Origin of the sequence: Curtobacterium sp. NPDC089991 (assembly GCF_044748425.1) — a bacterium.
GTDB lineage: Bacteria > Actinomycetota > Actinomycetes > Actinomycetales > Microbacteriaceae > Curtobacterium.
Genome location: NZ_JBIVGB010000001.1, coordinates 401,694 through 426,972, shown reverse-complemented (window position 1 = coordinate 426,972; position 25,279 = coordinate 401,694). Strand labels below are relative to the sequence as shown.

Sequence of the window (25,279 nt, the reverse complement as noted above, 5' to 3'; positions counted from 1 at the left end):
CGACCGACGCCCGATCAGAACGACCGAGGCCCGATCAGAACGACCGCACCGGCGTCCTGACGACCTGTCCGGCGTGCGCGAACCCGCCGCCGAAGCCGAACAACAGCGCGGGGACGCCCTCGGGCAGGTCGCCACGCGCCCACGCCTTCGACAACCCGAGCGGGACGCTGGCGGCCGAGGTGTTCCCGGACTCGACGACGTCGCGGATGACGAACTTCGACTCCCCGCCGAGTGCGGTGACGAGCGGCTCGATGATCCGCAGATTCGCCTGGTGGAACGCGAACACCTCGATGTCGTCCATGGTGAGCCCGGCGGCCTCGACGACCTTGCGGGCGTGCCCCTCGGCCTCGGTGATGGCCCAGCGGTAGATCGATCGGCCCTCCTGGTTGAACCGGCCCGGCGTTCCTTCGACCCGCACCGCGTCGAGCAGGTGCGGCACGCTGCCCCACGAGACGGGCCCGATCTCGGGGACGTCGGCGGCGCCGAGCAGGGCGGCCCCGGCCCCGTCACCGACGAGCACGCACGTCGACCGATCGGTCCAGTCGGCGATGGCGGAGAGGGTCTCGGACCCGATGACGAGCGCGACGTCGGTGGACCCGACGCGGATCGACTGGTCGGCGAGGGCGAGCGCGTACTCGAACCCACTGCACGCGGTGTTGATGTCGATGGGCGCCGGACCGTTCGTCATCCCGAGCGCGGCGGCGACCCGACCGGCGGTGTACGGCGCACGGTCCTGGTGCGTGGTGGAGGCGACGATGACGAGTCCGACGGCCGAGGGCGAGACGCCGGCGTCGGCGAGGGCGTTGCGGCCCGCTTCGATCGCCATCGACGTGACGCTGTCGTCCGGACCGGCGATGTGGCGGGTCTGGATCCCGGTCCGGGTGCGGATCCACTCGTCGTTGGTGTCGACCATGGTCGAGAGTTCGTCGTTGGTCAGGATGCGTTCGGGCTGGTGGTGACCGAACCCGAGGATCCGGCTGCCACGGAGTGCTGGGGTGTTCACCGTCGTCACGGTACTCCTCCCCGGAGCGCGGACATGCCCCGGACGGCATGCAGCCACGCACCATGCAGAACAATGCACCCAGCAAGCAGAACAATGCACCGCAGCATGCAGAACCGGTACTCCCAGGGCCTGGCAGGGTGCCCCTCGGAGCGCGTAGACCGGAGTCATGGACTACACACACCTCGGACGGACAGGGCTGTCGGTTTCACGAGCAGTGCTCGGCACGATGAACTTCGGCCCGGAGACCACTGAAGACGACTCGCACGCCATCATGGACCGGGCCCACGAGCTCGGCGTCAACTTCTTCGACACCGCCAACGGCTACGGCGGCTCGGTGGGCAAGGGCGCCACCGAGGAGATCATCGGCCGCTGGTTCGCGAAGGGCGGCGGCCGTCGCGAGAAGACGGTCCTGGCGACCAAGGTCTACGGCGACATGATCGACTGGCCGAACGGCGGCAAGCTCAGCGCGTTCAACATCCGCCAGTCGCTCGACGCCAGCCTGCAGCGTCTGCAGACGGACCACATCGACCTGTACCAGTTCCACCACGTCGACCGTGCGACCCCGTGGGACGAGATCTGGCAGGCGATCGACGTCGCCGTGCAGCAGGGCAAGGTCCTGTACGTCGGGTCGTCGAACTTCGCCGGCTGGCACATCGCCCAGGCGCAGGAGGCCGCGAAGCGCCGCCACACCTTCGGCCTGGTGAGCGAGCAGTCGATCTACAACCTCGTGGTGCGCGACATCGAGCGCGAGGTCCTGCCCGCCGCCCGCGAGTACGGCCTCGGTGTCATCCCGTGGTCGCCGCTGCAGGGCGGTCTGCTCGGTGGTGTCATCGAGAAGACCGAGAACGGCTCCCGCCGTCTGTCGGGTCGGAGCGCGGATTACGTCGAGGGGCACCGCGACCAGCTCACGGCCTACGAGTCGTTCGCCAAGGAGCTCGGCCACACGCCCGGCGAGCTCGCGCTCGCGTGGCTCCTCCACCAGCCCGGTGTGACCGCGCCGATCACCGGCCCCCGCACGATGGAGCAGTGGGAGTCCGCGGTCCGCGCCGTCGACATCCGCCTCGACCAGCGTGCGCTGGACCGGCTCGACGAGATCTTCCCGGGGCACAAGACCTCGCCGGAGGACTACGCCTGGTGAGCTGACGGAACGGGCCGGAACCACGGCCCGTGATCAGGGCCACGGACGGGAGGCACGGTGCGCGTCGGACGCGCACCGTGCCTCCCGTCCGCCGTTGCGACCACCGCACGTGGCGAGCCGCCAGGAGAACGCACGCCCGTCAGAGCGCTGCGATCTCCGCGTCCGTCAGCCCGGCCCAGCGCAGGTACGCGGTGACGCTGCCCCACCGCGCCTCGACGTGCCGGATCACCGTGGTCATGGTCTCCGGCACGCACCGTTGCGCGACGGCGGTCGCCTCGGGGTCCGTGCTGACCGCACGCTCTGCGGCGAACCGATCGGCCAGCCCGACAGCGCTGGCGGCGTAGTCGTCGCCGACGGCCTCGATCGACGCACCCCAGAGCCGGGCGAGCAGTCCGCTGACGACGCCGGTGCGGTCCTTGCCGGCGGAGCAGCAGACGAGCACGTCGCCGTCGGACCGGGCGATCGCGCGGAACGCGGCGGCGATCCCGGTGCGGTGGCGCTCGAGCCAGTCGATGTACTGCTCCTCGAGCTGCACGGCCTGGTCGCCGGACTCGACGGTCGACGGGTCGAACAGCGGGACGAGCCGGTAGCCGTCGATGGTGCCGAGCGGGTGCGGGACGCGGGCGACCTCGTCGTCACGGCGCAGGTCGACCACGGCCGCGAGTCCGCGCGGGTAGGCGTCGGCACCGACGCGTTCGGTGTTGGCGCGGTACACGATGCGGGGGCGGGCGTCCTGCAGGGCCGGTCCCCCGACCTCGCGCAGGTTGGTCAGTGCGGACGTCGTCGTCATGCCCGCAACCCTGCCAGACGCCAGACGCCAGACGCCAGACGCCAGACGCCAGATGACCGACGACAGACCGCACGACGACGGGCCCCGCGCTTGCTGTGTGCGCGGGGCCCGTCGTCGTTCGGGTGGTGCTGGTGGAGCTGGTGTCTGCTGGCTAGCGGACCGAGACCGGCGAGTCGTCGGTCTGCTCGTAGAGGACGTAGCCCTCTTCACCGTGGACCGCGGTGTCGATGCCGGCGACCTCGTCCTCGGTCTTGACGCGGAAGCCGATCGTCTTCTCGATGAGGAAGCCGATGACGAACGCCAGGACGAAGGAGTAGATGCCGACGGCCAGGGCCGCGGTGGCCTGCTTGCCGAGCTGCTCGAACGAGCCGGAGTAGATCAGGCCGGTGTCGTTGGCGAAGAAGCCGAGGTACAGCGTGCCGACGATGCCGCCGACCAGGTGGACGCCGACGACGTCGAGCGAGTCATCGAAGCCGAGACGGTACTTCCAGTCGATGGCGAAGCAGCAGATGATGCCGGCGACGAAGCCGAGCAGGATGCCCCAGCCCGGCGTCAGGTTGGCACATGCCGGGGTGATCGCGACGAGACCGGTGACGGCACCCGAGGCGGCGCCGACCGACGTGGCCTTGCCGTCCTTGAGCTTCTCGACGAGCAGCCAGCCGAGGATGGCAGCGGCCGGTGCGGCGAGGGTGTTGACCCAGGCGATCGCGGCGATGCCGTCAGCGGCGCCCTCGGAGCCGGCGTTGAAGCCGAACCAGCCGAACCACAGGATGGCGGCGCCGAGCAGGACGAAGGGCGGGTTGTGCGGCTTGTGCGCACCCTTGGCGAAGCCGACGCGCTTGCCGAGGACGAGCGCCAGGGCGAGACCTGCTGCACCGGCGTTGATGTGCACCGCGGTGCCACCGGCGAAGTCGATGACGCCCCACGTGGCGGCCCAACCCGAGGTCAGGTTGAAGACCCACGAGGCGACCGGGAAGTAGACGACGGTGACCCAGATGCCGGCGAAGACCATCCAGGCGCCGAACTTGGCGCGGTCGGCGATGGCGCCGGAGATGAGCGCGACCGTGATGATCGCGAAGGTGGCCTGGAAGCCGACGAACGCCATCGACGGGTACGCCGCCTGGATGTTCGAGGACTGCGCCTCCTCGAAGGCCTGGCCGAGACCGATCTGGTTCCAGTCGATGCTGAAGAACCCGACGACACCGGAGACCGCCGTGCCGTCACCGTGGTTGGCGAAGGCGATCGCGTAGCCGTAGAGCACCCACAGGACGCTCACGAGTGCGATCGCACCGAACGACATCATCATCATGCTGATGACGGACTTGGCCTTCACCAAACCGCCGTAGAAGAAGGCCAGGCCGGGTGTCATGAACAACACCAGCGCCGCCATGACCAACACGAACGTCGTGTTGCCCTGATCAAGCATCTGTTCACCTCTCGATTGCACGAGCGGCTCTTGGACCGCCTCGGGTGACACCGAGTCTGGCGAGGTGACGTTTCACGAGGGGGCACGATGTGTTTCGCGGATGTAACGCGACGGCGCGGTTTGTAAACGTCGTGTTTCGCATGGCCCGATGCCCCCTGGACAGGGGGTGCACCGACCGGTCAGCGGATACCCCGGGCGGTGGGCGTCAGTCCTGGGCGCGACTCAGGGCCACGACACGGCTCGCTGCGCGCAGGTACTTCTTGCGGTAGCCGCCGTCGAGCATGGCGTCGGGGTACACCTGGTCGAGCGGCGTGCCCGAGGCCACGATCCGGACCTGTGCGTCGTACAGCCGGTCCACGAGCGCCACCCACCGGAGCGCGTCGGTCTGGTCCGTGAACGCCCGGACGTCGGTGAGCCCGACGGCGTCGAGGTCCTCGACGAGCGCGACGTACTTCGACGGGTGCACCGAGCCGAGGTGCGCGACCACGGCCGAGAAGTCGTCGAGCGTGACGGTGCCGTCCGGCAGTGCCGCGGCCACGTCGGACACCACACCCGCCGACTCGTCGACCGCACGGCGGCGGTAGTCGAGCCCGTCGATCCGCATGGTGTCGAACCGGTCGGACATCGCCTGGATCTCGCGCAGGAAGTCCTGGGCCGCGAACCGGCCCTCGCCGAGCGCGCCCGGAGGCGTGTTCGAGGTGGCGGCGAACCGGGTGCCGGTCTCGCTCAACTCCTTGATCAGGCGGGTCATGACCATGGTGTCGCCCGGGTCGTCGAGCTCGAACTCGTCGATGCACACCAGCGCGGTCCCGCGCAGCAGGTCGACCGTGCCCTGGAACCCGAGCGCGCCGACCAGGGCCGTGTACTCGATGAACGTGCCGAACGTCTTCCGCCCGGAGGCCGCATGGTACGCCGCGGCGAGCAGGTGGGTCTTGCCGACACCGAACCCGCCGTCCAGGTAGACGCCCGACTTCGCAGCGGGCTCGACCGACTGCTTGCGGCGGCCGAACAGCCCGCGACGGGGCGCGTCGGTCGGACCGGCCGCGACGAACGCGGCGACGGCGTCACGCACGTCGGCCTGCGAGGCGTAGTCCGGGTCCGGGCGGTACGAGTCGAACGAGGCGGCCGCGAACTGGGGCGGTGGCACGAGTGCCGCGGCCATCTGCTGCGGGGTCACCTGGGGGTCACGGTCGACGAGGTGCGCTGGCGCGGTGTTCGTGGACAATCAGGAACCCTTCCGGGAAGCAAGTCGTGCGGTGTCACGTTGCGGCTGGGGCACGGTACGTCCGCGTACCGTTGCCCACAGGCACCGACGACCGATCCTAGTCCGGTGCCGGATGACCACCTGGAGGTAGCCCACCATGACCGCACCGGTCGACCCGTCCGAGAAGTTCACCGCCTACGCCCACCCGGAGCGTCTCGTCTCCACCGAGTGGCTGCAGGAACAACTGGACGCCCACACCCCCGACCTGGTCGTCGTCGAGTCCGACGAGGACGTCCTGCTCTACGAGACGGGCCACGTCCCCGGCGCGGTCAAGATCGACTGGCACACCGACCTCAACGACCCGGTGCAGCGCGACTACATCGACGGCGAGGCGTTCGCCGAACTGCTCGGCAGCAAGGGTATCGGCCGCGAGACCACCGTCGTGGTCTACGGCGACAAGAACAACTGGTGGGCCGCGTACGCCCTCTGGGTCTTCTCGCTGTTCGGGCACGAGGACGTCCGCCTGCTCGACGGCGGCCGTGCGAAGTGGATCGCTGAGGACCGCGCCCTCACCACCGACGAGACCGTCGTCACGCCGGCCGAGTACCCGGTCGTCGACCGGATCGACACCGAGATCCGTGCCTACAAGGACGACGTGCTCGCCCACCTCGGCAAGCCCCTCATCGACGTGCGCAGCCCGGGCGAGTACGACGGTTCCCGCACCACCGCGCCCGACTACCCGGAAGAGGGTGCGCTGCGCGGCGGCCACGTCCCCACCGCGGTGAACATCCCGTGGGCGACCGCCGCCGCACCGGACGGCACCTTCAAGCCGCGCGCCGAACTCGACGCCATCTACCGCGAGGGCGCCGGCATCGGCGATGCGGACGAGGTCATCGCGTACTGCCGCATCGGCGAGCGGTCGAGCCACACCTGGTTCGTCCTCCAGCACCTGCTCGGCTACGACAGCGTCCGCAACTACGACGGCTCGTGGACCGAGTGGGGCAGCGCCGTCCGCGTCCCGATCGTGCAGGGCGCGGAGCCGGGTACAGTTCCGAACCGATGAACGACAGCACCGAGGCCACCCTCCCCGCCACCCTCGCCGAGATCCGCGACGACTTCCTCGCCCTGGGCCAGAAGGACCGCCTGCAGCTCCTCCTCGAGTTCTCGAACGAGCTGCCCGCGCTGCCCGAACGGCTGCAGGGGCACGAGGACGAACTCGAACGGGTCGAGGAGTGCCAGTCCCCCGTGTTCATCACGGTGACCGTGGGCGAGGACGGCGACGCACCCGACGTCGTCCGCATGCACGCGACCGCGCCGCGCGAGGCGCCGACCACGCGCGGCTTCGCCTCCATCCTGGCGCAGGGCCTGAGCGGCCTGACGGCAGCGCAGGTGCTCGCCGTGCCGGCGGACTACCCGCTGACCATCGGGCTGTCCGAGGCGGTCAGTCCGCTGCGGATCCGCGGCATGGTGGGCATGCTCGGACGCGTGCAGCGTCAGGTGCAGGCTGCGGTGTCGTAGACGCGACCCTGGGCAGACGGGAGGCCCGTGGCGGATCCGCCACGGGCCTCCCGTCCGTCTGTCCCTGCGTCTACCGCGCGCTGGCCGCCCCGCGACGCTGGACCACCTCGGTGAGCCACGCGAGGATGCGGGCGTCGAACCAGTCGGCGTCGTGGTTCCAGAGCTTGGTGTGCCGGGCCGTGGTCTGCACCTCGAGCCGCACCAGGTCGGGTCGGGCGCGTGCCAGGTCGTGCGAGGCCGAGGACGGCACGAACCCGTCGTCGTCGCTGTGCAGCAGGAGGATCGGCACCGTCAGCTCGGCGGACCGGGTGACCATGTCGAGCTCCCGCAGGTCCACCGGCTGCTGCAGGCCGGCGAGCCGGTGCAGCACCGGCGTGCGGAGCAGACGCTGGGCGACCTTGCGGACCGGCCGCGGCAGCCCCATGAGCTGGCTCTGCGACTTGAGCACCGCGTGCCAGTCGACCACGGGTGACTCCAGCACCACCCCGTCGACGAGCCCGGCGAACCGGGATCGCAGCAGGGTCTGCAGGACGACCGCACCGCCCATCGACCAGCCCATCAGCACGACGCTCTGCGCGTTCTGGGCACTGAGCCACCGGAGGACGGAGTCGATGTCCTCCCACTCGGTGCTGCCGAGGCCGTAGCGGCCGTCCACGCTCGGCGGTGCGACGCCGTCGTTCCGCCACGAGGCGAGCACGACCGAGTAGCCGGCGGCGCGGAAGACGGGGACCGCGCGGATGGTCTCGGCGCGGGTGACGCCGCGCCCGTGCACCAGCACGGCCCACGGGGCATCCGGGTCATCGGCACGGACGACCCAGGCCGGTGCGGGGCCGTTCGGAGTCGGGATGTCGATGTCCTCGACGGGCACGTCGAGCTCGCCGGGGGTCAGGTAGAACCAGCCGCCCCAGCGCCCGCGGCGCGCAGCGGTCGGGTCGCCGGCGTCGATCGCGATGATGCGGCGCGTGACGGTGGTGTCGGTGGTGCCGAGGACCTCGCCGACCCGCATGTGGCCGGTGCCGGCACCGAACCAGAGCGAGTACCGACCCTGCAGCTCAGTGTCGGCGGTGCGCTCGATGGTGACCGTCATCCGGACCGGGTCCACGGCGTGGATCGGGACGCGTTCGGTGCGTTTGCGGTCCGGGGTGACGACGGCGCGGGCGACGGCGGCGACGAAGCCACCGATGACGGCCGTCCCCACCGCGGCGGCGGCCAGACCGGCACCGAGGGCGATGAAGCCGGCCGATCGTGCGGTCTCCTGGACGGCGTCCTCGGCGGGTCGCGCGGATCGGGACATGGCCCGGAGCCTAGTCTGCATGTGTGTCCGAAACCCGAGAGCCCGACGCCTTCGCGCGGCTCCGCGCGTTCGTGTCCTCCGGCAGCAGCCGCTCCGAGACCACCGTCACCGAGATCCCCTCGCCCACGCGGATCGCACCGTTCTCGATCGCCCTGGCGGCGGACGTGTCCGGCACCGCGCACGGCGTCGAGTCCGACCTCGGCACCGGACGGTTCATCGCCCTGTACGACCCCGAAGAACCCGAGGGCTGGGGCGGCGCGTTCCGGGTGGTCTCGTTCGCGCAAGCACCACTCGAACCCGAGATCGGTGTCGACGAGTTCGTCGCCGACGTCACGTGGAGCTGGCTCGTCGACGCGCTCGAGACGCACGGTGCCGAGTACGACCACGCTTCGGGCACGGCCACCAAGATCATCTCGCGCGGGTACGGCGACCTCGCCGCACAGGGCGACGGCGCGCAGCTGGAACTCCGCGCGTCGTGGACGCCCCGCGGCGACGACCTCACCGCACACGTCCAGGCATGGCAGGACATCGTCGCCATGCTCGCCGGTCTGCCTCCTGCCTCGGACGGCGTGACCCTGCTGGCCCCGAGGAGGCTCGCCAAGTGACCGACCCCGCCAGTTCGACCCCCGGTGCACCGGACCCCGCGTTCGAGGACTCGCACGAGGCCGTCAAGGTCATCGACTCACGCGACGACTACCTCGACGCCGTCGCGGCGATCGCCGCCGGTCACGGGCCCGTCGCCGTCGACGCCGAGCGCGCCAGTGGCTACCGCTACTCGCAGCGCGCCTACCTGATCCAGGTGTTCCGTCGCGGTGCCGGCGCGTTCCTGTTCGACCCGATCCCGATCGGCGACTTCTCCGAACTGCAGGCGGCCATCGTCGACGAGGAGTGGCTGTTCCACGCCGCCTCGCAGGACCTGCCCTGCCTGCAGGAGGTGGGTCTCGTCCCGACCCGCATCTTCGACACCGAACTCGGAGCCCGCATCGCCGGGTTCCCCCGCGTCGGTCTCGGCGCCGTCGTCGAGCAGCTGCTCGGGATCACACTCGCCAAGGCGCACTCGGCAGCGGACTGGTCGACCCGGCCGTTGCCGCAGTCGTGGCTCGTGTACGCGTCGCTCGACGTCGAACTCCTGCCCGACCTGCGTGACGCCCTCGCCGCGAAGCTCGACGAGGCCGGCAAGTCCCGGATCGCGGAAGAGGAGTTCGACGCGGTGCTGCACCGCGCCCCGAAGCCCGTCCGAGCCGAGCCGTGGCGCCGGCTGTCCGGCATGCACGCCCTCCGTGGCGCCCGCGCCCTGGCGATCGCCCGGTCGCTCTGGGTCGCCCGTGACGAGTACGCCCGCGCGGCCGACATCGCTCCGGGGCGCACGATCCCCGACGCCGCGATCGTCGCAGCGGCAGCCGCCGCACCGTCGTCGCGCGCCGAACTCGGCGGCCTGAAGGCGTTCACGGGTCGCGCCAGCCGTTCCGAGCTCGATCGCTGGTGGGCCGCGGTCGACGAGGGCCTGACGACCGAGGACCTGCCGAAGCTCCGCGGCTCCGGTGAAGCGACGCTCCCGCCGCCCCGCGCCTGGGCCGACCGCAACCCCGCGGCCGACCGCCGGTACAAGGCCGCACGGGCCGCGGTGACGAAGCGGTCCGAGGAGCTCGACATCCCGCTCGAGAACCTGCTCACGCCGGAGACCCTGCGTGTGGTCTCGTGGGCACCGCCGTCGCCGTCGTCGACCGAGCTGGTCGGGGCCGCCCTCGCCGCACACGAGGCCCGCCCCTGGCAGGTGGAGGAACTCTCCTCGATCATCGCGTCGGCCTTTGTCGCTGCTGCACAGCAGCCCGCGCCGACGGATGACGTCGAGTCGTAGGAACCGCCCAACCGGCATGCGGCCGCCCAGCCTGGGGGCATAGCGTCGGGAGCGTCGCCGGGCGAGGCCCGGCCGGCCGGAGCGACCAGCGTTCCGGCCCGATCGATGAGGATCTGGGAGGCCCGGATTGCCAAAGGCATCAGACGTCGTGTTCGTGGACGGAGTACGGACACCGTTCGGACGAGCCGGCGAGAAGGGGGTGTTCTGGAAGACCCGGTCCGACGACCTCGCGGTGCACGCGATGCGCGGACTGCTCGACCGGAACGCCTCGCTCGACACCGCAGCGGTGGACGACGTCGCCGTCGCGGCGACCACGCAGCAGGGTGACCAGGGGCTGACCCTCGGCCGCACCGTCGGCATGTTGGCCGGCCTGCCGAAGTCGGTCCCCGGGTACGCGATCGACCGCATGTGCGCCGGGGCCATGACGAGCGTCACGACGCTCGCGGGTGCCATCGCCTTCGGTGCCGCGGACATCGCGATCGCCGGTGGCGTCGAGCACATGGGACGCCACCCGATGGGCTTCAACTCGGACCCGAACCCGCGGTTCATCGCGGAACGCATGGTGTCGAGCGACGCGCTGGTGATGGGGTCCACCGCCGAGCGCCTGCACGACCGCTTCCCGGCGATCACGAAGGACCGCACGGACGCCTACGCCGTCCAGTCCCAGCAGCGCTACGCCGCGGCGTGGGCCGCCGGCAAGCTGCAGCCCGACGTCATCCCGGTCGAGGTGAACAAGGGCGACGGGTGGGACGTCATCAGCACCGACGAGCCGCCGCGTCCGGGCACGACGCTCGAGGCGCTGGCCGCGCTGAAGACGCCGTTCCGCCCGCACGGACGGGTCACCGCCGGCAACGCCGCCGGCCTCAACGACGGCGCGACCATGAGCTTGCTCGCCTCGGCCGAGGGCGCCAAGGAGCACGGCTTGCCCACGAAGATGCGGATGGTCTCGTTCGCCTTCGCCGGCGTCGAGCCCGAGGTCATGGGCGTCGGCCCGGTCCCCGCCACCGACAAGGCGCTGTCGAAAGCCGGCCTGTCGATCGACGACATCGGCCTGTTCGAGATCAACGAGGCGTTCGCGGTGCAGGTGCTCGCGTTCCTCGACAACTACGGCATCGCACAGGACTCCACGAACGTCAACGCGTGGGGCGGCGCGATCGCCGTCGGCCACCCGCTGGCATCGAGCGGTGTCCGCCTGATGAACCAGCTCGCCGCGCAGTTCGCCGAGCGCCCGGACGTCCAGTACGGCATCACCACGATGTGCATCGGACTCGGCCAGGGCGGCACCGTCATCTGGGAGAACCCCGGCTTCAGCAAGTCCGCAGCACGTTCGGCTCGGAAGGGGGCATGAGCATGACCACCGTCGATACCGACCGTCTGTCCGAACTCAGCGAGGACGAGGTCGTCACGCACTCGTTCGTCAAGCACGTCACGATGCCCTCCGGTGGCACCCTGGCGCTCATCACGCTCGACAACGGCAAGGACTACAAGCGTCCGAGCACCCTCGGGCCGCGCACGCTCCGTGAACTCTCCGGCGTGCTCGACACCCTGAAGACCGAGGCGACGGCCGGCACGATCCAGGGCGTCGCGATCACCGGCAAGGAGTACTGCTTCGCTGCCGGTGCCGACCTGTCGCAGGCAGCGTCCGTGCCGTCGCGGGACGTGGCGCACGACCTCGCGGCCCTCGGCCACGCCACCCTCCGCAAGCTGTCCGACCTCGGCGTGCCGTCGTTCGCGTTCATCAACGGCATCGCCCTCGGCGGCGGGCTCGAGATCGGACTGCACTGCACCTACCGGGTGTTCTCGTCCGCGGCGCAGGGCATCGGCCTGCCCGAGGTCTTCCTCGGCATCATCCCGGGCTGGGGCGGCGCGACACTGCTCCCCCGCCTGATCGGTCCGGAGCGCGCGCTGCGGGTCATCGTCGAGAACCCCCTCAAGAACAACCGCCTGATGGACGGAGCGGCCGCGGTCGAGATCGGCATCGGCGACGCGCTGATCCCGTCGGTGACGTTCCTGCCGTCAGCCGTCGCGTGGGCCGACGGCGTCCTTGCCGGTCGCGTGTCGGTCAAGCGGCCCAACGAACCGGGCATGCTCGAGAAGGCTGCATGGGGCACGGTCGTCAAGGTCGCCCGTGGGCAGGTCGCGTCGAAGATCGGGACGGTGCCGAAGTCGCCGTTCCGCGCGCTCGACCTCGTGGCCGCCGCTCGCGGCGGTTCCCTGGACGAACGGTTCGCCGACGAGGACGACGCCCTCGCCGACCTGCTCTCCGGTGACCAGTTCGCCGCGTCGATGTACGCGTTCGACCTGGTGCAGAAGCGTGCGAAGAAGCCCGTCGGTGCTCCGGAGGGCGTCGAGCCGAAGAAGATCACGAAGGTCGGCGTCCTCGGCGCTGGTCTCATGGCCTCGCAGTTCGCGCTGCTCTTCGCCCGACGACTCGGCGTCCCCGTCGTGATCACCGACGTCGACCAGTCCCGCGTCGACGCCGGTGTCGAGCGGATCCGCGGTGAGGTCGGCAAGCTGCTCGAGAAGGGGCGGATCTCCCCCGACGACGCGAACCGCATCACCGCACTCGTCAGCGGGTCGGTGTCGTACGACGCCTTCGCCGACGCCGACTGGGTGATCGAGGCCGTCTTCGAGGAGATGAGCGTCAAGCAAGAGGTCTTCCGGAAGATCGAGCAGGTCATCGCGCCGGACGCCATCCTCGCCACCAACACCTCGTCGTTGTCCGTCTCCGAGATGGGCTCGGTGCTGTCCGACCCGTCGCGCCTGGTCGGGTTCCACTTCTTCAACCCGGTCGCCGTGATGCCGTTGCTCGAGGTCGTCCGCACCGCCGCCACCTCCGACGAGACACTCGTGACGGCACTCGCCGTCGCGAAGACCCTCAAGAAGACGGCGATCATCACAGCCGACCAGCCGGGCTTCGTCGTCAACCGGGTGCTCGCACGGGTCCTCGGTGAGGCGATGCGCGGCGTCGAGCAGGGCACCTCGTTCGACGTCGTGGCGGCCGGTGCCGCGCCGCTCGGACTGCCGATGTCGCCGTTCGAGCTGCTCGAACTCGTCGGTCTGCCGGTCGGAGCGCACGTGCTCGACTCGCACCACGCCGCCTGGCCGGAGCGCTTCTACCCCGGTGACGGGCTGAAGAAGATCGCCGAGTACGGGAAGATCCTGACCCGCGACAAGAAGGGCAACGCGACCGGGTACGACCCCGCTGCCGTCAAGCTCGTCGCGCCGTCGAAGAAGGACGCGAAGCCCGTCGACGCCGCCGCGATGCAGCAGCGCTTCGAGGACGCCCTGGCCGACGAGCTGCACCGCATGCTCGAGGACGAGGTCGTCCAGCACGTCGAGGAGATCGACCTCGGCCTGATCCTCGGTGCGGGCTACCCGTTCCAGGCCGGTGGGATCAGCCCCTACCTCGACCGCAGTGGGGCGTCCGAGCGCGTCTTCGGTGGGAGCTTCCACGACCCGCTGATCGTCGGCCCGGCTTCCCGCTAGCCGGAGCGAGTCCGTCTCGCACAACCGAAGTCACCCCGAACCGCAGATCGCCGTGGTTCGGGGTGACTTCGGTTGTGTGCCGGGATGGAGCGCCGGCCTCAGGAACGCCCGCCCTGGCGTACGGTGCAGGAGTGACGCAGGAGTGGTGGGCACCGAAGACCGCCGCAGGGCCGTCCGTGGTCCTGCCGGTCCCGCTCGACGCTGTACCGGCCCTGCTCCGGCGAGCAGTCGACGCCGTTCCGGGTGCCGCGGCCATGGAGATCCGCGACGACGGCGCCGTCATCGCCCGCCGGACCTCGTTCGCGCTGCGGGCCGAGAACATCGTCCTGACCTTCCTGCGCGAGTCGCCGTCCTCGTCCCGCGTCCGGATCCTCCGCGAGGGCCGCGACGGCCTCGACTCCGGCCAGGTCCTCTGGGTGACGCCGATGGCGCGCGCGATCCTCGCTGCACTGCGGTCGGCAGCTGCACAGGACACGGCAGCGCCCCCATCGTGAGCCGCCGTCAGCCGCCCACGCAGTCGTTGCTGCCGCTGAAGCACGGCGGGACCGACGGCCGTGGTGCCGGCGGCTCGGGCGGCTCGTTGTCGTACGACGTGAAGTACGCGGCGCTGTGCGTCACGACGAGCACGTAGTCCGCCCCGCTCGCCCGGACGGCGTCATCGCGTCGGTCGACGCCGAGACCCGGTGCGGACTGCACGACGGACGATCCCTTCGACTGCCACAATCCGAGTGACCCGTCCCAACCGCGGACCCGCACGACCGCGAACCGGTCCTGCCCGAGGTCGTTGCCGAGTGCGATCGACTGCCGCCCACCGATGTCGACCAAGTACGGTGTCGATCCGTCCGGCTGGATTGCCTGTGCCACGAGGTCCTCGTCGGTCAGGCCGCCCGTGCGCATCGCCGGTCCGGCGATGCGCACCGCGTCGACCGGTGTGGTTGCACCGTCGATCGTGTACACCGCTCCGGCGTCGATCCGACACGTCGTGCCCGAAGCGGGCTGGAAGAACCCGGAGTTGCTCGCGTGGCCGCACGAGTCGGTCCAGGTGGCATCAACCCGGTGGACTGCGGCGGTGCCCTCCCAGTCGACCACACGGTGCATCGTCTGTCTGGCGCCGACCCGGGCATCTGCGCCGAGCTCCGGCGTGACCGTGCCGTCGTTCATCGCTGCGCACCCTGAGGACAGCGCCACCACCGCGAGACCGATCGCCACCGCCGTCGTCCTGAACCCCCGTCGCATGCGGCGATCCTGCCAGACGTCCCCGAAGGACATGCCCCTGTCGGCATGCGTGACCCTCCGCCACCCGGGGAACTACACCTAGCGGTCGGCGGACTCCCGCGACCGCGCGGGCTTCGCCTGCGGCAGCTTCGTTCCGACGACCTGGTCGATCACGTCGCGGGCGATCGCCTGCGCCGTCAGCCCGACGTCGGCGAGGATCTGCGACCGGGTCGCGTGGTCGATGAACTCGTCCGGCAGCCCCAGCTCGTTCACGCCCGTGTCAACCCCGGCTGCCCGCAGGTCCTGCCGGAGCCGGGTCCCGACGCCACCGACGCGCACGCCGTCCTCGATCGTGATGACGAGCCGGTGCGTCCGCGACAGCTCGATGAGCGAGCCCGGGATCGGGACCACCCAGCGCGGGTCGACCACGGTGACGCCGATGCCCTGCGCCTCGAGCAGCGCCGCGGCCTCGAGCGCCGTCGGCACCATGGAGCCGACGGCCACGAAGAGCACGTCCTCGACGCCGTCCGCGGCGGCGTGCAGCACGTCCACCCCGTCGGCGAGACGACGGACGGCGGGGATGTCCGGCCCGACCTGGCCCTTCGACCACCGCAGCACGGTGGGGGCGTCGTCGACGGCGATCGCCTCGCGGAACTCCTCGCGCAGGGTCGCTGCGTCACGGGGTGCGGCGATCCGGATGCCGGGCACGACCTGCAGCAAAGCAAGGTCCCACATGCCGTGGTGCGACGGCCCGTCCGGTCCGGTGATGCCGGCGCGGTCGAGCACGAACGTCACGCCGGCCTTGTGCAGCGCGACGTCCATCAGCACCTGGTCGAAGGCGCGGTTCAGGAACGTCGCGTAGAGCGCCACGACCGGGTGCAGGCCGCCGTACGCGAGGCCGGCGGCGGTCGTCACGGCGTGCTGCTCGGCGATGCCGACGTCGTACACGCGGTCGGGGTGCTGCTCCTGGAACAGGTGCAGTCCGGTCGGTCGGAGCATCGCTGCCGTGATCGCGACGACACGGGGGTCCGAATCGCCCACAGAAGCCAGGGTCGACGCGAACACCGAGGTCCACGACGGACCCGACGCGGCGTCGAGCGACTCCCCCGTCTCCGGGTCGATGTGCCCGACGGCGTGGAACTGGTCGGCCTGGTCGCGCAGGGCCGGCTCGAACCCGTGGCCCTTCTCGGTGATCGCGTGCACGATCGTCGGGGCGCCGTAGGCCTTCGCCTGCCGGAGCGCTGCCTCCATCGCACGCTGGTCGTGTCCGTTGACCGGCCCGATGTACTTGATGTCGAGGTTCGAGTACAGCGCCTCGTTGTTCGTGAAGCGCGACAGGAACCCGTGCAGCCCCCCGCGCATCCCGCGGTACACGGCCCGGCCGGGAGCACCGAAGCGATCGGCCACGGCCCGGGAGGTCTCGTACAGCGCCCGGTACTCACGCCGCGTGCGCATGGAGCTGAGGAACCGCGCCATGCCGCCGATCGTCGGAGCGTACGAGCGGCCGTTGTCGTTGACGACGATGACCAGGCGGCGGTCGTTGTCGTCCGAGATGTTGTTGAGCGCCTCCCACGTCATCCCACCGGTGAGGGCGCCGTCACCGACCACCGCGACGACGGTGCGGTCGGTCTGTCCGGTCTGCCCGAACGCGCGGGAGATCCCGTCGGCCCAGGACAGGGACGACGACGCGTGCGAGGACTCCACGATGTCGTGCTCGGACTCGCTGCGCTGCGGGTAGCCGGCGATGCCGCCCCGCTCGCGGAGCTTCGAGAAGTCCTGCCGCCCGGTGACGAGCTTGTGCACGTACGACTGGTGCCCCGTGTCGAACACGAAGGGGTCGTTCGGCGAGTCGAACACCCGGTGCATCGCGAGCGTCAGCTCGACCACACCGAGGTTGGGCCCGAGGTGCCCACCGGTCTTCGCGACCTCGGCCACCAAGAACCGGCGGATCTCGGCGGCGAGTTCGGTCATCTGCACGTCGGAGAGACGCTTCAGGTCGCGCGGCGACGTGATGCTGCTGAGCAGGCTCACGGGCGCTCCTTTCGTGGGGCTGTCGGCCCACTCTATTCTCGTGGGCTCCCATTCAACCGACCTCGCAGGCTCGGTCGGCGCTGGCGCCGCGCGCCGCTGGCGCGTCGCATCATGCGGAGCGCGCGGGAGGCCCGTGGCGGTGTCGCCACGGGCCTCCCGTCCGTCCTGTGGTCGCGTCAGCGACCCGTGCGCACGTCGCTCCTGTCGTTCAACGGACTCAGACGAGCGAGCGGAGCACGTACTGCAGGATGCCGCCGTTGCGGTAGTAGTCGGCCTCACCCGGGGTGTCGATCCGGACGACCGCGTCGAACTCGACCGGCTGCTTGCCGGCGGGCGAGTGCTCGCTCGGCGTCGCGGTGACGTGCACGGTCTTCGGGGTCCGGCCCTCGTTGAGCTCGGTCAGGCCCGAGATCGAGACGACCTCGGTGCCGTCGAGCCCGAGGGACTCGACCGTCTCGCCCGCCGGGAACTGCAGCGGGACGACGCCCATGCCGATGAGGTTCGAGCGGTGGATCCGCTCGAAGCTCTCGGTGATGACGGCGCGGACGCCGAGCAGGTTCGTGCCCTTGGCCGCCCAGTCGCGCGACGAACCCGAGCCGTACTCCTTGCCACCGAAGATGACGAGCGGGATGCCCTGCTCCTGGTAGTGCTGCGAGGCGTCGTAGATGAACGACTGCTCGCCGTCGGCGGTCGTGAAGTCACGGGTGTAGCCGCCCTCCACGCCGTCGAGCAGCTGGTTGCGCAGACGGATGTTCGCGAACGTGCCGCGGATCATCACCTCGTGGTTGCCGCGACGCGAGCCGTAGGAGTTGAAGTCCTTGCGGTCCACGTCGTGCTCGGCCAGGTACTTGCCGGCCGGGCTGTCCGCCTTGATCGAGCCGGCGGGCGAGATGTGGTCGGTCGTGACCGAGTCACCGAGCTTCGCCAGCACGCGGGCGCCGGAGATGTCCGACACCGCGTCGGGCTGCATGGTCATGCCCTCGAAGTACGGGGGCTTCCGCACGTAGGTCGACTCCTGGTCCCACTCGAAGGTGTCGCCCGTGGGGGTCGGCAGGTTCTTCCAGCGGTCGTCGCCCTCGAATACGGAGCCGTACTCGTGGGTGAACATCTCGGTGTCGATCGACTCGTCGATGACCTGCTGGACCTCGGCCGCGTCGGGCCAGATGTCCTGCAGGTAGACGTCGTTGCCGTCCTGGTCCTTGCCGAGGGCGTCCTTGTCGAAGTCGAAGTGCATCGACCCGGCGAGGGCGTACGCGATGACCAGGGGCGGGGACGCCAGGTAGTTCATCTTGACGTCCGGGTTGATGCGCCCCTCGAAGTTGCGGTTGCCCGACAGGACGGCGGTGACGGCCAGGTCGTTGTCCTGCACGGCCTGCGAGATCTCCTCGGGCAGCGGGCCCGAGTTGCCGATGCAGGTGGTGCAGCCGTAGCCGACCGTGTAGAAGCCGAGCTGCTCGAGGTAGGTCGTGAGACCGGCCTTCTCGTAGTAGTCGGTGACGACCTTGGACCCGGGGGCGAGCGTCGTCTTGACCCACGGCTTCGAGGTCAGGCCCTTGGCGGCGGCGTTCCGCGCGAGGATGCCGGCCGCCATCATGACGGACGGGTTCGACGTGTTCGTGCACGAGGTGATCGCGGCGATCGCGACGGCACCGTGGTCGATCGTGAACGGGTCGGCCCCGTCCATCGCGACCTTCGTCGGGGCCGAGGCGGTCGACGGGGCGCTCGACACGTAGACGTGCTCGTGCAGGTTGGTGTCCTCGTTGGTCGAGCCCGCGGCGATCGGGTCGGAGGCCGGGAAGGTCTCCTCCACCGCGTCGTCGAGGTCGGTCTGCTCGCTCGGGGTCGTGTAGTTGTTCAGGTCGACCTCGAACTGGTCCTTCGCCTTGGACAGTTCGATGCGGTCCTGCGGACGCTTCGGCCCCGAGATCGACGGCACGACCGTGGAGAGGTCGAGTTCCATGTACTCGGAGTACGCCGGCTCGACCGAGGCGTCGTGCCACAGGCCCTGCGCCTTGGAGTACGCCTCGACCAGGGCGATCTGCGCCTCGTCGCGACCGGTCAGGCGCAGGTAGTCGAGCGTGACGTCGTCGACCGGGAAGATCGCAGCGGTCGAGCCGAACTCGGGCGACATGTTGCCGATGGTGGCGCGGTTCGCGAGCGGGACGGCACTGACGCCCTCGCCGTAGAACTCGACGAACTTGCCGACGACACCGTGCTTGCGGAGTTCCTGCGTGATGGTGAGCACCACGTCGGTCGCGGTCACGCCGGCCGGGATCTCACCGGAGAGCTTGAAGCCGACGACCTTCGGGATGAGCATCGACACCGGCTGGCCGAGCATCGCTGCCTCGGCCTCGATGCCGCCGACGCCCCAGCCGAGCACGCCGAGCCCGTTCACCATCGTGGTGTGCGAGTCGGTGCCCACGAGGGTGTCCGGGTAGGCGTAGGTCTCGCCGTCGAAGTCACGCGTGTAGGTGACCTTCGCCAGGTACTCGATGTTGACCTGGTGCACGATGCCGGTGCCCGGCGGGACGACCTTGAAGTCCTCGAACGCGGTCTGGCCCCAGCGGAGGAACTGGTAGCGCTCCCCGTTCCGCTCGTACTCGAGGTCGGTGTTGCGCTGGAGTGCGTCCGTGCTCCCGAAGAGGTCGGCAATGACCGAGTGGTCGATGACCATCTCGGCCGGGGACAGCGGGTTGATCTTGTTCGGGTCGCCGCCGATGTCCGCCATCGCCTCGCGCATGGTGGCGAGGTCCACGATGCACGGCACGCCCGTGAAGTCCTGCATGACGACGCGCGCCGGCGAGAACTGGATCTCGGTGTCCGGGTCGGCGTCGGGGCGCCAGGAGCCGAGCGCGCGGATCTGCGCCTCGGTGACGTTCTTGCCGTCCTCGGTGCGGAGGAGGTTCTCGAGCAGCACCTTCAGGCTGTACGGGAGCTTCTCGTGCCCGGGCACCGTGTCGATCCGGTGGATCGCGTAGTCGACACCCCCAACCGACAGTGTGTCCTTCGAGCCGAAGCTATTGACTGCAGCCACCGTGCCGCCTCCCTACTGATCGGTTTGCCCTCATCATCGCGGGCCGTGGTCCGTCCCACCAGCAAGGCAAACCTAATCCCGCTGACGCCGGAGCGCCGGACGGGAAAGTCTCTTGATGTCGAGACAACTCTACACCGTGGCGGCGTCGTCCCTCCGCACGAACACGGTGCGGACCAGCAGCCAGGTGACCCAGAGCACGGCGGCGTAGAGCGGGACGCCGAGGATGAGCTTGAGGCCGGCGAGCAGCTCGACCTGCGCGGTGAGGTAGAGCGGCACCTCGACGGCCAGGCGGAGGGCGAAGAGCCCGACCCAGATCCAGGTGGCGACCGTCAGCACGCGGCGCTTGACCGGGTCGGCGCGCCAGTCGACGTGCGAGCCGTCCTCGTTCGCCGGCAGCAGGAACCCGACGACCAGACCGATGAGCGGCCAGCGGACGGCCAGCGACACGAGGAGCCCGACCAACCACACCGAGTTGATGATGATCCCCGGGATGAAGTTGCTCTCGGCGCGTCCGGTGATGAGGGCGAGGCCGGCCGACACCGCGACGCCGAGGATGCCCGCGAAGGACATCGTCAGCGACTGTCGCTGCACCAGGCGGAGCACGACGAACACCAGGCCGACGACGACCGGGATCACGACGCTCGGCACGAGCTCCTTCGTGATCGCGTAGACGACGAGGAACGCGAACCCGGGCAGCACCGACTCGGCGAGCCCGCGGATCCCGCCGACCGCTCCGAGCAGCGCACGCCCGGAGGGCGCCTCGCCGGGGGCGACGCGGGCGATGCCCGCGTTCTGCACCGCGTCGCGGAACTGCGAGGAGAACGACGGCGCCGCCGACGCAGCGTCAGGGATCCCAGCGGACGCGGGCACGGCTTCGGACCCGGCCGTCTCGGGTCGGTGGGTGTCGTCGTGTTCCGGCACCGTGCCTCCAGGCAGGTCGGTCGTCAGGTCGTCAGGCGGCCGCTGGTCAGATCGCGGTCTGCGTCGACTTCGGCATGTGCAGCGGGATGAGGTCGCGCGGCGGCATCGGCGTCGTGCCGCGCACGACGACGACGCTGCGGAACAGCTCCTCGATCTCGCTCGCGTCGTCGGGCTGCTCGGCGGCCTTGCCGGCGATCACCCCGCGGAGGAACCAGCGCGGGCCGTCGACGCCGACGAAGCGGGCCGGACGGACGCCGGCGGTTCCGCCGTCGCCGTCGACCGCGACCGGCACGGACGCGCGGAGCTCGGGGCCGAACGGGCCGTCGACCTCGGTCACGACACCGCCCTGGCGCTCGATCTGCTCGGCGATCTGTGCGCGGATCTCGTGCCACAGCCCCGTCGAGCGGGGTGCGGCGAACGGCTGGACCTGCAGCGTCGAGTCGTCGTAGTCGAGCCCGACCGCGACGACGCGCTGCGAGCCCTCCTCGACCTCGAGGCGCAGGTGCAGGCCTTCGCGCGGCAGGACCTTCACGCCGCCCAGGTCGACGTACGGACGGACCAGGTTCGCCTCGGTCTCGTCGTGCGGGCCGTTCTCGGCGCGGTCCTCGGGTGCGGACTTGTCCGTCGGGGCGACCCCGTCGACCTCGTCGAGGTCCGCGTCGGCGTCCGTCGCGATGTCGACCTCGGGGGTCGTGTCCGCGATCTCGACCTCGTCGGCGACGGCCTCGGCCACCTCGACCTCGGCCACCTCGCCCTCGTCACGCTTGCGTCGACCGAACTTCATGCGCGCGTTCCTTCCTGAACATCATCGGCGGCGCCGGTCACGGCACCGCTCCGGTCACCGTAGCCGGACGAGCCGAAGCCACCCTGGCCCCGGACGCTGTCGGGGAGTTCCTCGACGTGCGTGTACGTCACCCGCGGCACGGGCATGACGATCAGCTGTGCGATCCGGTCACCCACGTGCACCTCGTACGGCTCGGACCGGTCGGTGTTGAGCAGCGAGACCTTGATCTCACCGCGGTACCCGGAGTCGACCGTGCCCGGGCTGTTGACGATGGTGATGCCGTGCTTGGCGGCGAGCCCGCTGCGCGGGACCACGAAGGCGGCGTACCCCTCGGGGAGCGCGATCCGCAGCCCGGTCGCGGCCAGGTGGCGCTCGCCCGGCTGCAGCACGAAGGCCTCGGTCGAGACGAGGTCGGCACCGGCGTCGCCGGGGTGGGCGTGTCCGGGGCGGTTCTCCCCGGTCCAGAGGACGTCGACTGGTTCGGTCACGTGTCGAGGGTAGTGCAGAGACGTGACCCGACCGTGACCTGCCCCGAGTCGTGGTCGAATGGACCCGTGACCCTGTACCGCGAACGACTCTGGGCCCCGCCCGCCCTGTACCTGGCGACGGCGCTCGTCATCCCCGCCACCCTGCTCGTGTTCCTGCCCATCAGCGTGCTCGCCGGTGTGCTCGTGGCGATCGGCATGGAGCTCGGCGTCCTCGTGCTCCTGTGGGCACTCGCACCCACCATCGAGGTCACGGACAGCGAGTTCCGCGCCGGCAAGGCGCACCTCCCCCGCGCACTCGTCGGCAGCGTCGAGGCGTTCGAGGGCGCCGAGGCGACCACGCAGCGCGGCCCGAAGCTCGACGCACGAGCGTGGACGCTCTTCCGCGGCTACGTGCGCGGGGTCGTCAAGGTCGAGGTCCGCGACGACGCCGATCCGACGCCCTACTGGCTGGTCAGCGTCCGGCAGCCCACCAAGGTGGTCGAGGCCATGCAACATACGCGCTGACCTGGTATCTCACATGCCAGTCTGAGGTGATGGATCGTTCTCCACCACCCCGTACGAAACCACCCCGTACGAAACCACCCCGTACGAAACCACCCAGTACGAAGCGGATCGATGTCGAGGCCCTGCGCGGCGTCGCGGTCGCCCTGGTGATCGCCGAACACGCGCTCGGCACCCCTGCCGGCGGGTGGCTCGGAGTCGACGTGTTCTTCGTCCTCTCCGGGTTCGTGATCACGCGGAGCCTGCTCGCTGAGCACGTCCGCACCGGCCGCATCGACCTCGTCGGGTTCGCGGTGCGTCGGATCCGGCGTCTCCTCCCCGCCGCGCTCGTGGTCGTCGTCGTCACCGTGTCGGTCGCGGCGGCGCTCTGGTTCCGGCCCAGGTTCGTGTCCGTGCTCGGCGACGCCCTCGCGGCGCTCGTCGGCACGATGAACTGGCATCTCGTCCGCCAGGATGCCGACTACTTCGCCGAGACCGCGGCCTCGCCGCTCCGGCACTTCTGGTCGCTGGCCGTCGAGGAGCAGTTCTACGCCGTGTGGCCGGTGCTCCTGCTCGCCGTCCTGGCGGTCTGCGGACGTCGGCGCGCTCGTTTGGTCCCTGTTGTGGTCGCCGCACTCACGGCCGTCGGGACCGTCGTCGCCGTCGGTGCCGGTCCCGTCACGGACTCTGCCTACTTCCAGACCTTGGCCCGGGCATGGGAGCTCCTCCTCGGAGCGACCGTGGCGACGCTGCCGACCGTGGCGACGCGGTCGACCGTGACCGCGCACCCGACGCCGCGGGCACTGCCGACAGCCGTCACCGTCGGGCTCGGATCGGTCGGCGCGGGTGGCGTCATCATCGGGGTGCTCCTCGCCCCCGTGTCGCCGTTCCCGACGGTCCCGGTCGTCGTCGGGACCGCATTGGTGCTCGTGGCCGGCGACCTGCAGCTCCGGCTCCCCGCGGTGCGGTGGGTGGTCCGGCCCGTGGTCGCGCTCGGTCGGGTCTCCTACTCGGCGTACCTCTGGCACTGGCCGCTCTTGGTGTTCGCCGCCGTCGTCGCCCCCGGGGCGATGGGCACGGCGGCTGCGGTGACGGTCACACTCGTACTCGCCACCCTCTCGACGCGGTACGTCGAGGAGCCGCTCCGGACCCGACGTCCCGTCGGGCACCGGCCACGACACCGACAGCGCCTCCGACGGCTCCGACGGCTCCCACTGGTGGTCCCGGCGATCGTGGTCACACTGTCGGTCGCCACGATGACCGTCGGGGATCCGGCCTCCGCGGCGCGGCTGCTCGAGCGACCACCCACGAACGCCCCCGAGCGACTCCCGTTCGCGGACGCTCGCGCACTCCGCACCGCCGTGGCCGTCGACGGGCACCCGGACGCCACAGCACTCGCCGCCGGTGCCACCCGCGCCTCCCTGCCGCCCGCCATGCGTGACGGCGGCTGCCTCGTCGGCGTCGGCGAGCCCCTCCGGACGTGCGGCGCGACGACCGGGGCCGATGTGCTCGTGGTCGGCGACTCCACCACCGTCGCGTGGTCGCCGACCGTCGTCGGAGCGCTACCGACGGGTACCGCCATCGGCGTGACAGGCGTGGCGAGCTGCAGCGCCGTCATCCCGACACGCGCGGTGCGGCACCGGTGGTCCGATGCCTGTCTGACGGCCAAACGGGCCCTCCACCGGGCGGTCACAGCGGCTGACCCCCGACTCGTGGTCATCAGCGCCGTCACGGGCGAGTACCGGGAGCACCTCGGCGACCTCCCAGCGGGCCGTGCAGCCGCGCTCTGGGAACGGTCGATGGCCGAGACGATCCGCGCGTTCCGCCGCGACCACCGCCGCGTGCTCGTGCTCAGCGCACCCCAGTACGGTCCGGACACATCCACGTGCCCCGACCGGATCCACGGGTTCGGACCGTGCGCCGCTTCGGTCACCCCGGACGCCCGAGCGAAACGCACCGCGGAGGCCGCCGCGGTCCGCTCGAGCGGACCGGGCGCGGCGTACGTCGACATGGCCGCGTGGTCGTGCAGCAGCGACGGCTCGTCGTGCCCCGCGGTGATCGACGACACGCTCGTCCGGGTCGACCAGGTGCACACCACGAGAGCGTTCGCGGACCGCCTGGTCCCGGTGCTGCGTCGCGCAGTCGACTGGGACGCGTTGCTGCGACGCTGACACGCACAGCTGACGGGAGGCCCGGCGCGCGTCCGCACCGCACCGTACGACGAAGGCCCCGCATCCTGGAGGATGCGGGGCCTTCGGTCATCAGTGCGTCTAGAGCGCTGCGCATTCCGCGCAGACCGGCCCGAGCTTCGACTCGTGGTCGAGCTGGGAGCGGTGCTTCACGAGGAAGCACTCGACGCAGGTGAACTCATCGACCTGCGGGGGCAGCACCACGACGTCGAGGTCGACGTCGCTCAGGTCCTGCCCGGCGAGTTCGAAGCTGCCGGGGTTGTCCGAATCATCGTCGACGACCCCCGACATCTTGTCGGGAACGCGCTCCTTGAGGGCCTCGATCGACTCCGAATCGGAGTTGTCATCGGTCTTCCGGGGGGCGTCGTAATCGGTGGCCATGCCCATCCATTTCTCGTATCGAGAGGTCGTCGCCGG

22 protein-coding genes are annotated in these 25,279 nt (G+C 70.5%); 10 read left to right on the top strand and 12 right to left on the bottom strand.

Translation table 11 applies throughout. The annotated features are described in order from the left end of the window. Positions 1 to 34: 34 nt before the first annotated feature. A complete protein-coding gene (locus ACIPV1_RS01945) occupies positions 35 to 1,003 on the bottom strand; it encodes a beta-ketoacyl-ACP synthase 3 (protein WP_402725670.1) in 969 nt (322 codons plus the stop codon). 166 nt (positions 1,004 to 1,169) lie between these two features. Between ACIPV1_RS01945 and ACIPV1_RS01940 the strand changes: the two genes are divergently transcribed. Next, positions 1,170 to 2,141, top strand: coding sequence for an aldo/keto reductase (locus tag ACIPV1_RS01940; RefSeq protein WP_402725669.1), 972 nt, complete (start codon positions 1,170 to 1,172; stop codon positions 2,139 to 2,141). Positions 2,142 to 2,280: 139 nt separating this feature from the next. On the opposite strand, the gene ACIPV1_RS01935 is transcribed toward ACIPV1_RS01940, so the two are convergent. From ACIPV1_RS01935 to zapE, 3 genes are all read right to left on the bottom strand, one after another. Then, entirely contained in the window at positions 2,281 to 2,931 is a 651-nt protein-coding gene (locus tag ACIPV1_RS01935; RefSeq protein ID WP_402725668.1) for a tyrosine-protein phosphatase, read from the bottom strand. 151 nt (positions 2,932 to 3,082) lie between these two features. Beyond that, a complete protein-coding gene (locus tag ACIPV1_RS01930; protein WP_111086361.1) occupies positions 3,083 to 4,357 on the bottom strand; it encodes an ammonium transporter in 1,275 nt (424 codons plus the stop codon). Positions 4,358 to 4,562: 205 nt separating this feature from the next. Beyond that, positions 4,563 to 5,582 (bottom strand): cell division protein ZapE, encoded by a 1,020-nt coding sequence (zapE, locus tag ACIPV1_RS01925; protein WP_402725667.1) that lies wholly within the window; start codon positions 5,580 to 5,582, stop codon positions 4,563 to 4,565. Between the two features lie 136 nt (positions 5,583 to 5,718). Here zapE and ACIPV1_RS01920 point away from each other — a divergent pair, with 136 nt between their 5' ends. Both ACIPV1_RS01920 and ACIPV1_RS01915 read left to right on the top strand, forming a co-directional pair. Next, complete coding sequence (locus ACIPV1_RS01920) at positions 5,719 to 6,624, top strand: sulfurtransferase (RefSeq protein ID WP_402725666.1); 906 nt, start codon at positions 5,719 to 5,721, stop codon at positions 6,622 to 6,624. Then, positions 6,621 to 7,079 carry a SufE family protein gene (locus tag ACIPV1_RS01915; protein ID WP_111086363.1) on the top strand — a complete coding sequence of 153 codons (459 nt, stop codon included), beginning with the start codon at positions 6,621 to 6,623 and terminating at the stop codon, positions 7,077 to 7,079. The genes ACIPV1_RS01920 and ACIPV1_RS01915 overlap by 4 nt, the downstream gene beginning before the upstream one ends. A gap of 70 nt (positions 7,080 to 7,149) precedes the next feature. Here the strand turns inward: ACIPV1_RS01915 and ACIPV1_RS01910 are convergent, their stop codons facing one another. Then, positions 7,150 to 8,373, bottom strand: a complete 1,224-nt coding sequence (locus ACIPV1_RS01910; protein WP_159573080.1) for an alpha/beta fold hydrolase — start codon at positions 8,371 to 8,373, stop codon at positions 7,150 to 7,152. 23 nt (positions 8,374 to 8,396) lie between these two features. Here ACIPV1_RS01910 and ACIPV1_RS01905 point away from each other — a divergent pair, with 23 nt between their 5' ends. The 5 genes from ACIPV1_RS01905 to ACIPV1_RS01885 all read left to right on the top strand — a co-directional run bounded on the left by ACIPV1_RS01905 (position 8,397) and on the right by ACIPV1_RS01885 (position 14,214). After that, complete coding sequence (locus ACIPV1_RS01905) at positions 8,397 to 8,978, top strand: DUF3000 domain-containing protein (RefSeq protein ID WP_123938166.1); 582 nt, start codon at positions 8,397 to 8,399, stop codon at positions 8,976 to 8,978. Beyond that, positions 8,975 to 10,231, top strand: a complete 1,257-nt coding sequence (locus tag ACIPV1_RS01900) for an HRDC domain-containing protein (RefSeq protein WP_402725665.1) — start codon at positions 8,975 to 8,977, stop codon at positions 10,229 to 10,231. The genes ACIPV1_RS01905 and ACIPV1_RS01900 overlap by 4 nt, the downstream gene beginning before the upstream one ends. A gap of 127 nt (positions 10,232 to 10,358) precedes the next feature. Continuing rightward, positions 10,359 to 11,579 (top strand): thiolase family protein, encoded by a 1,221-nt coding sequence (locus tag ACIPV1_RS01895; RefSeq protein WP_123292696.1) that lies wholly within the window; start codon positions 10,359 to 10,361, stop codon positions 11,577 to 11,579. Further along, a complete protein-coding gene (locus ACIPV1_RS01890) occupies positions 11,576 to 13,720 on the top strand; it encodes a 3-hydroxyacyl-CoA dehydrogenase NAD-binding domain-containing protein (protein WP_402725664.1) in 2,145 nt (714 codons plus the stop codon). The genes ACIPV1_RS01895 and ACIPV1_RS01890 overlap by 4 nt, the downstream gene beginning before the upstream one ends. Before the next feature lie 131 nt (positions 13,721 to 13,851). Beyond that, positions 13,852 to 14,214, top strand: coding sequence for a hypothetical protein (locus ACIPV1_RS01885; protein ID WP_159573083.1), 363 nt, complete (start codon positions 13,852 to 13,854; stop codon positions 14,212 to 14,214). Between the two features lie 7 nt (positions 14,215 to 14,221). Here ACIPV1_RS01885 and ACIPV1_RS01880 read toward each other — a convergent pair whose 3' ends face one another. The 6 genes from ACIPV1_RS01880 to dut form a co-directional block, all read right to left on the bottom strand. Then, positions 14,222 to 14,956 carry a hypothetical protein gene (locus tag ACIPV1_RS01880; RefSeq protein WP_402725663.1) on the bottom strand — a complete coding sequence of 245 codons (735 nt, stop codon included), beginning with the start codon at positions 14,954 to 14,956 and terminating at the stop codon, positions 14,222 to 14,224. A gap of 78 nt (positions 14,957 to 15,034) precedes the next feature. Further along, positions 15,035 to 16,966: a 1-deoxy-D-xylulose-5-phosphate synthase gene (gene dxs / locus ACIPV1_RS01875; RefSeq protein ID WP_402725662.1), complete on the bottom strand. Its 1,932-nt coding sequence runs from the start codon at positions 16,964 to 16,966 to the stop codon at positions 15,035 to 15,037. Between the two features lie 217 nt (positions 16,967 to 17,183). Further along, the gene (gene acnA, locus ACIPV1_RS01870; RefSeq protein ID WP_123292691.1) at positions 17,184 to 20,000 is read right to left on the bottom strand and encodes an aconitate hydratase AcnA; all 2,817 of its coding nucleotides are present in this window, start codon (positions 19,998 to 20,000) and stop codon (positions 17,184 to 17,186) included. Positions 20,001 to 20,129: 129 nt separating this feature from the next. Next, positions 20,130 to 20,921: a DUF3159 domain-containing protein gene (locus ACIPV1_RS01865; protein WP_402725661.1), complete on the bottom strand. Its 792-nt coding sequence runs from the start codon at positions 20,919 to 20,921 to the stop codon at positions 20,130 to 20,132. 46 nt (positions 20,922 to 20,967) lie between these two features. Beyond that, complete coding sequence (locus ACIPV1_RS01860) at positions 20,968 to 21,705, bottom strand: DUF3710 domain-containing protein (protein WP_228505736.1); 738 nt, start codon at positions 21,703 to 21,705, stop codon at positions 20,968 to 20,970. Continuing rightward, entirely contained in the window at positions 21,702 to 22,193 is a 492-nt protein-coding gene (gene dut / locus ACIPV1_RS01855) for a dUTP diphosphatase (RefSeq protein WP_111086382.1), read from the bottom strand. Before dut ends, ACIPV1_RS01860 begins: the two co-directional genes overlap by 4 nt. A gap of 66 nt (positions 22,194 to 22,259) precedes the next feature. Between dut and ACIPV1_RS01850 the strand changes: the two genes are divergently transcribed. Together ACIPV1_RS01850 and ACIPV1_RS01845 are read left to right on the top strand one after the other, a co-directional pair. Next, the gene (locus ACIPV1_RS01850) at positions 22,260 to 22,697 is read left to right on the top strand and encodes a DUF3093 domain-containing protein (RefSeq protein WP_123938171.1); all 438 of its coding nucleotides are present in this window, start codon (positions 22,260 to 22,262) and stop codon (positions 22,695 to 22,697) included. A 29-nt stretch (positions 22,698 to 22,726) separates the two neighbouring features. Then, a complete protein-coding gene (locus ACIPV1_RS01845) occupies positions 22,727 to 24,844 on the top strand; it encodes an acyltransferase family protein (RefSeq protein WP_123938172.1) in 2,118 nt (705 codons plus the stop codon). A 99-nt stretch (positions 24,845 to 24,943) separates the two neighbouring features. On the opposite strand, the gene ACIPV1_RS01840 is transcribed toward ACIPV1_RS01845, so the two are convergent. Next, entirely contained in the window at positions 24,944 to 25,243 is a 300-nt protein-coding gene (locus ACIPV1_RS01840; RefSeq protein ID WP_031263038.1) for a DUF4193 domain-containing protein, read from the bottom strand. Positions 25,244 to 25,279 lie beyond the last annotated feature (36 nt).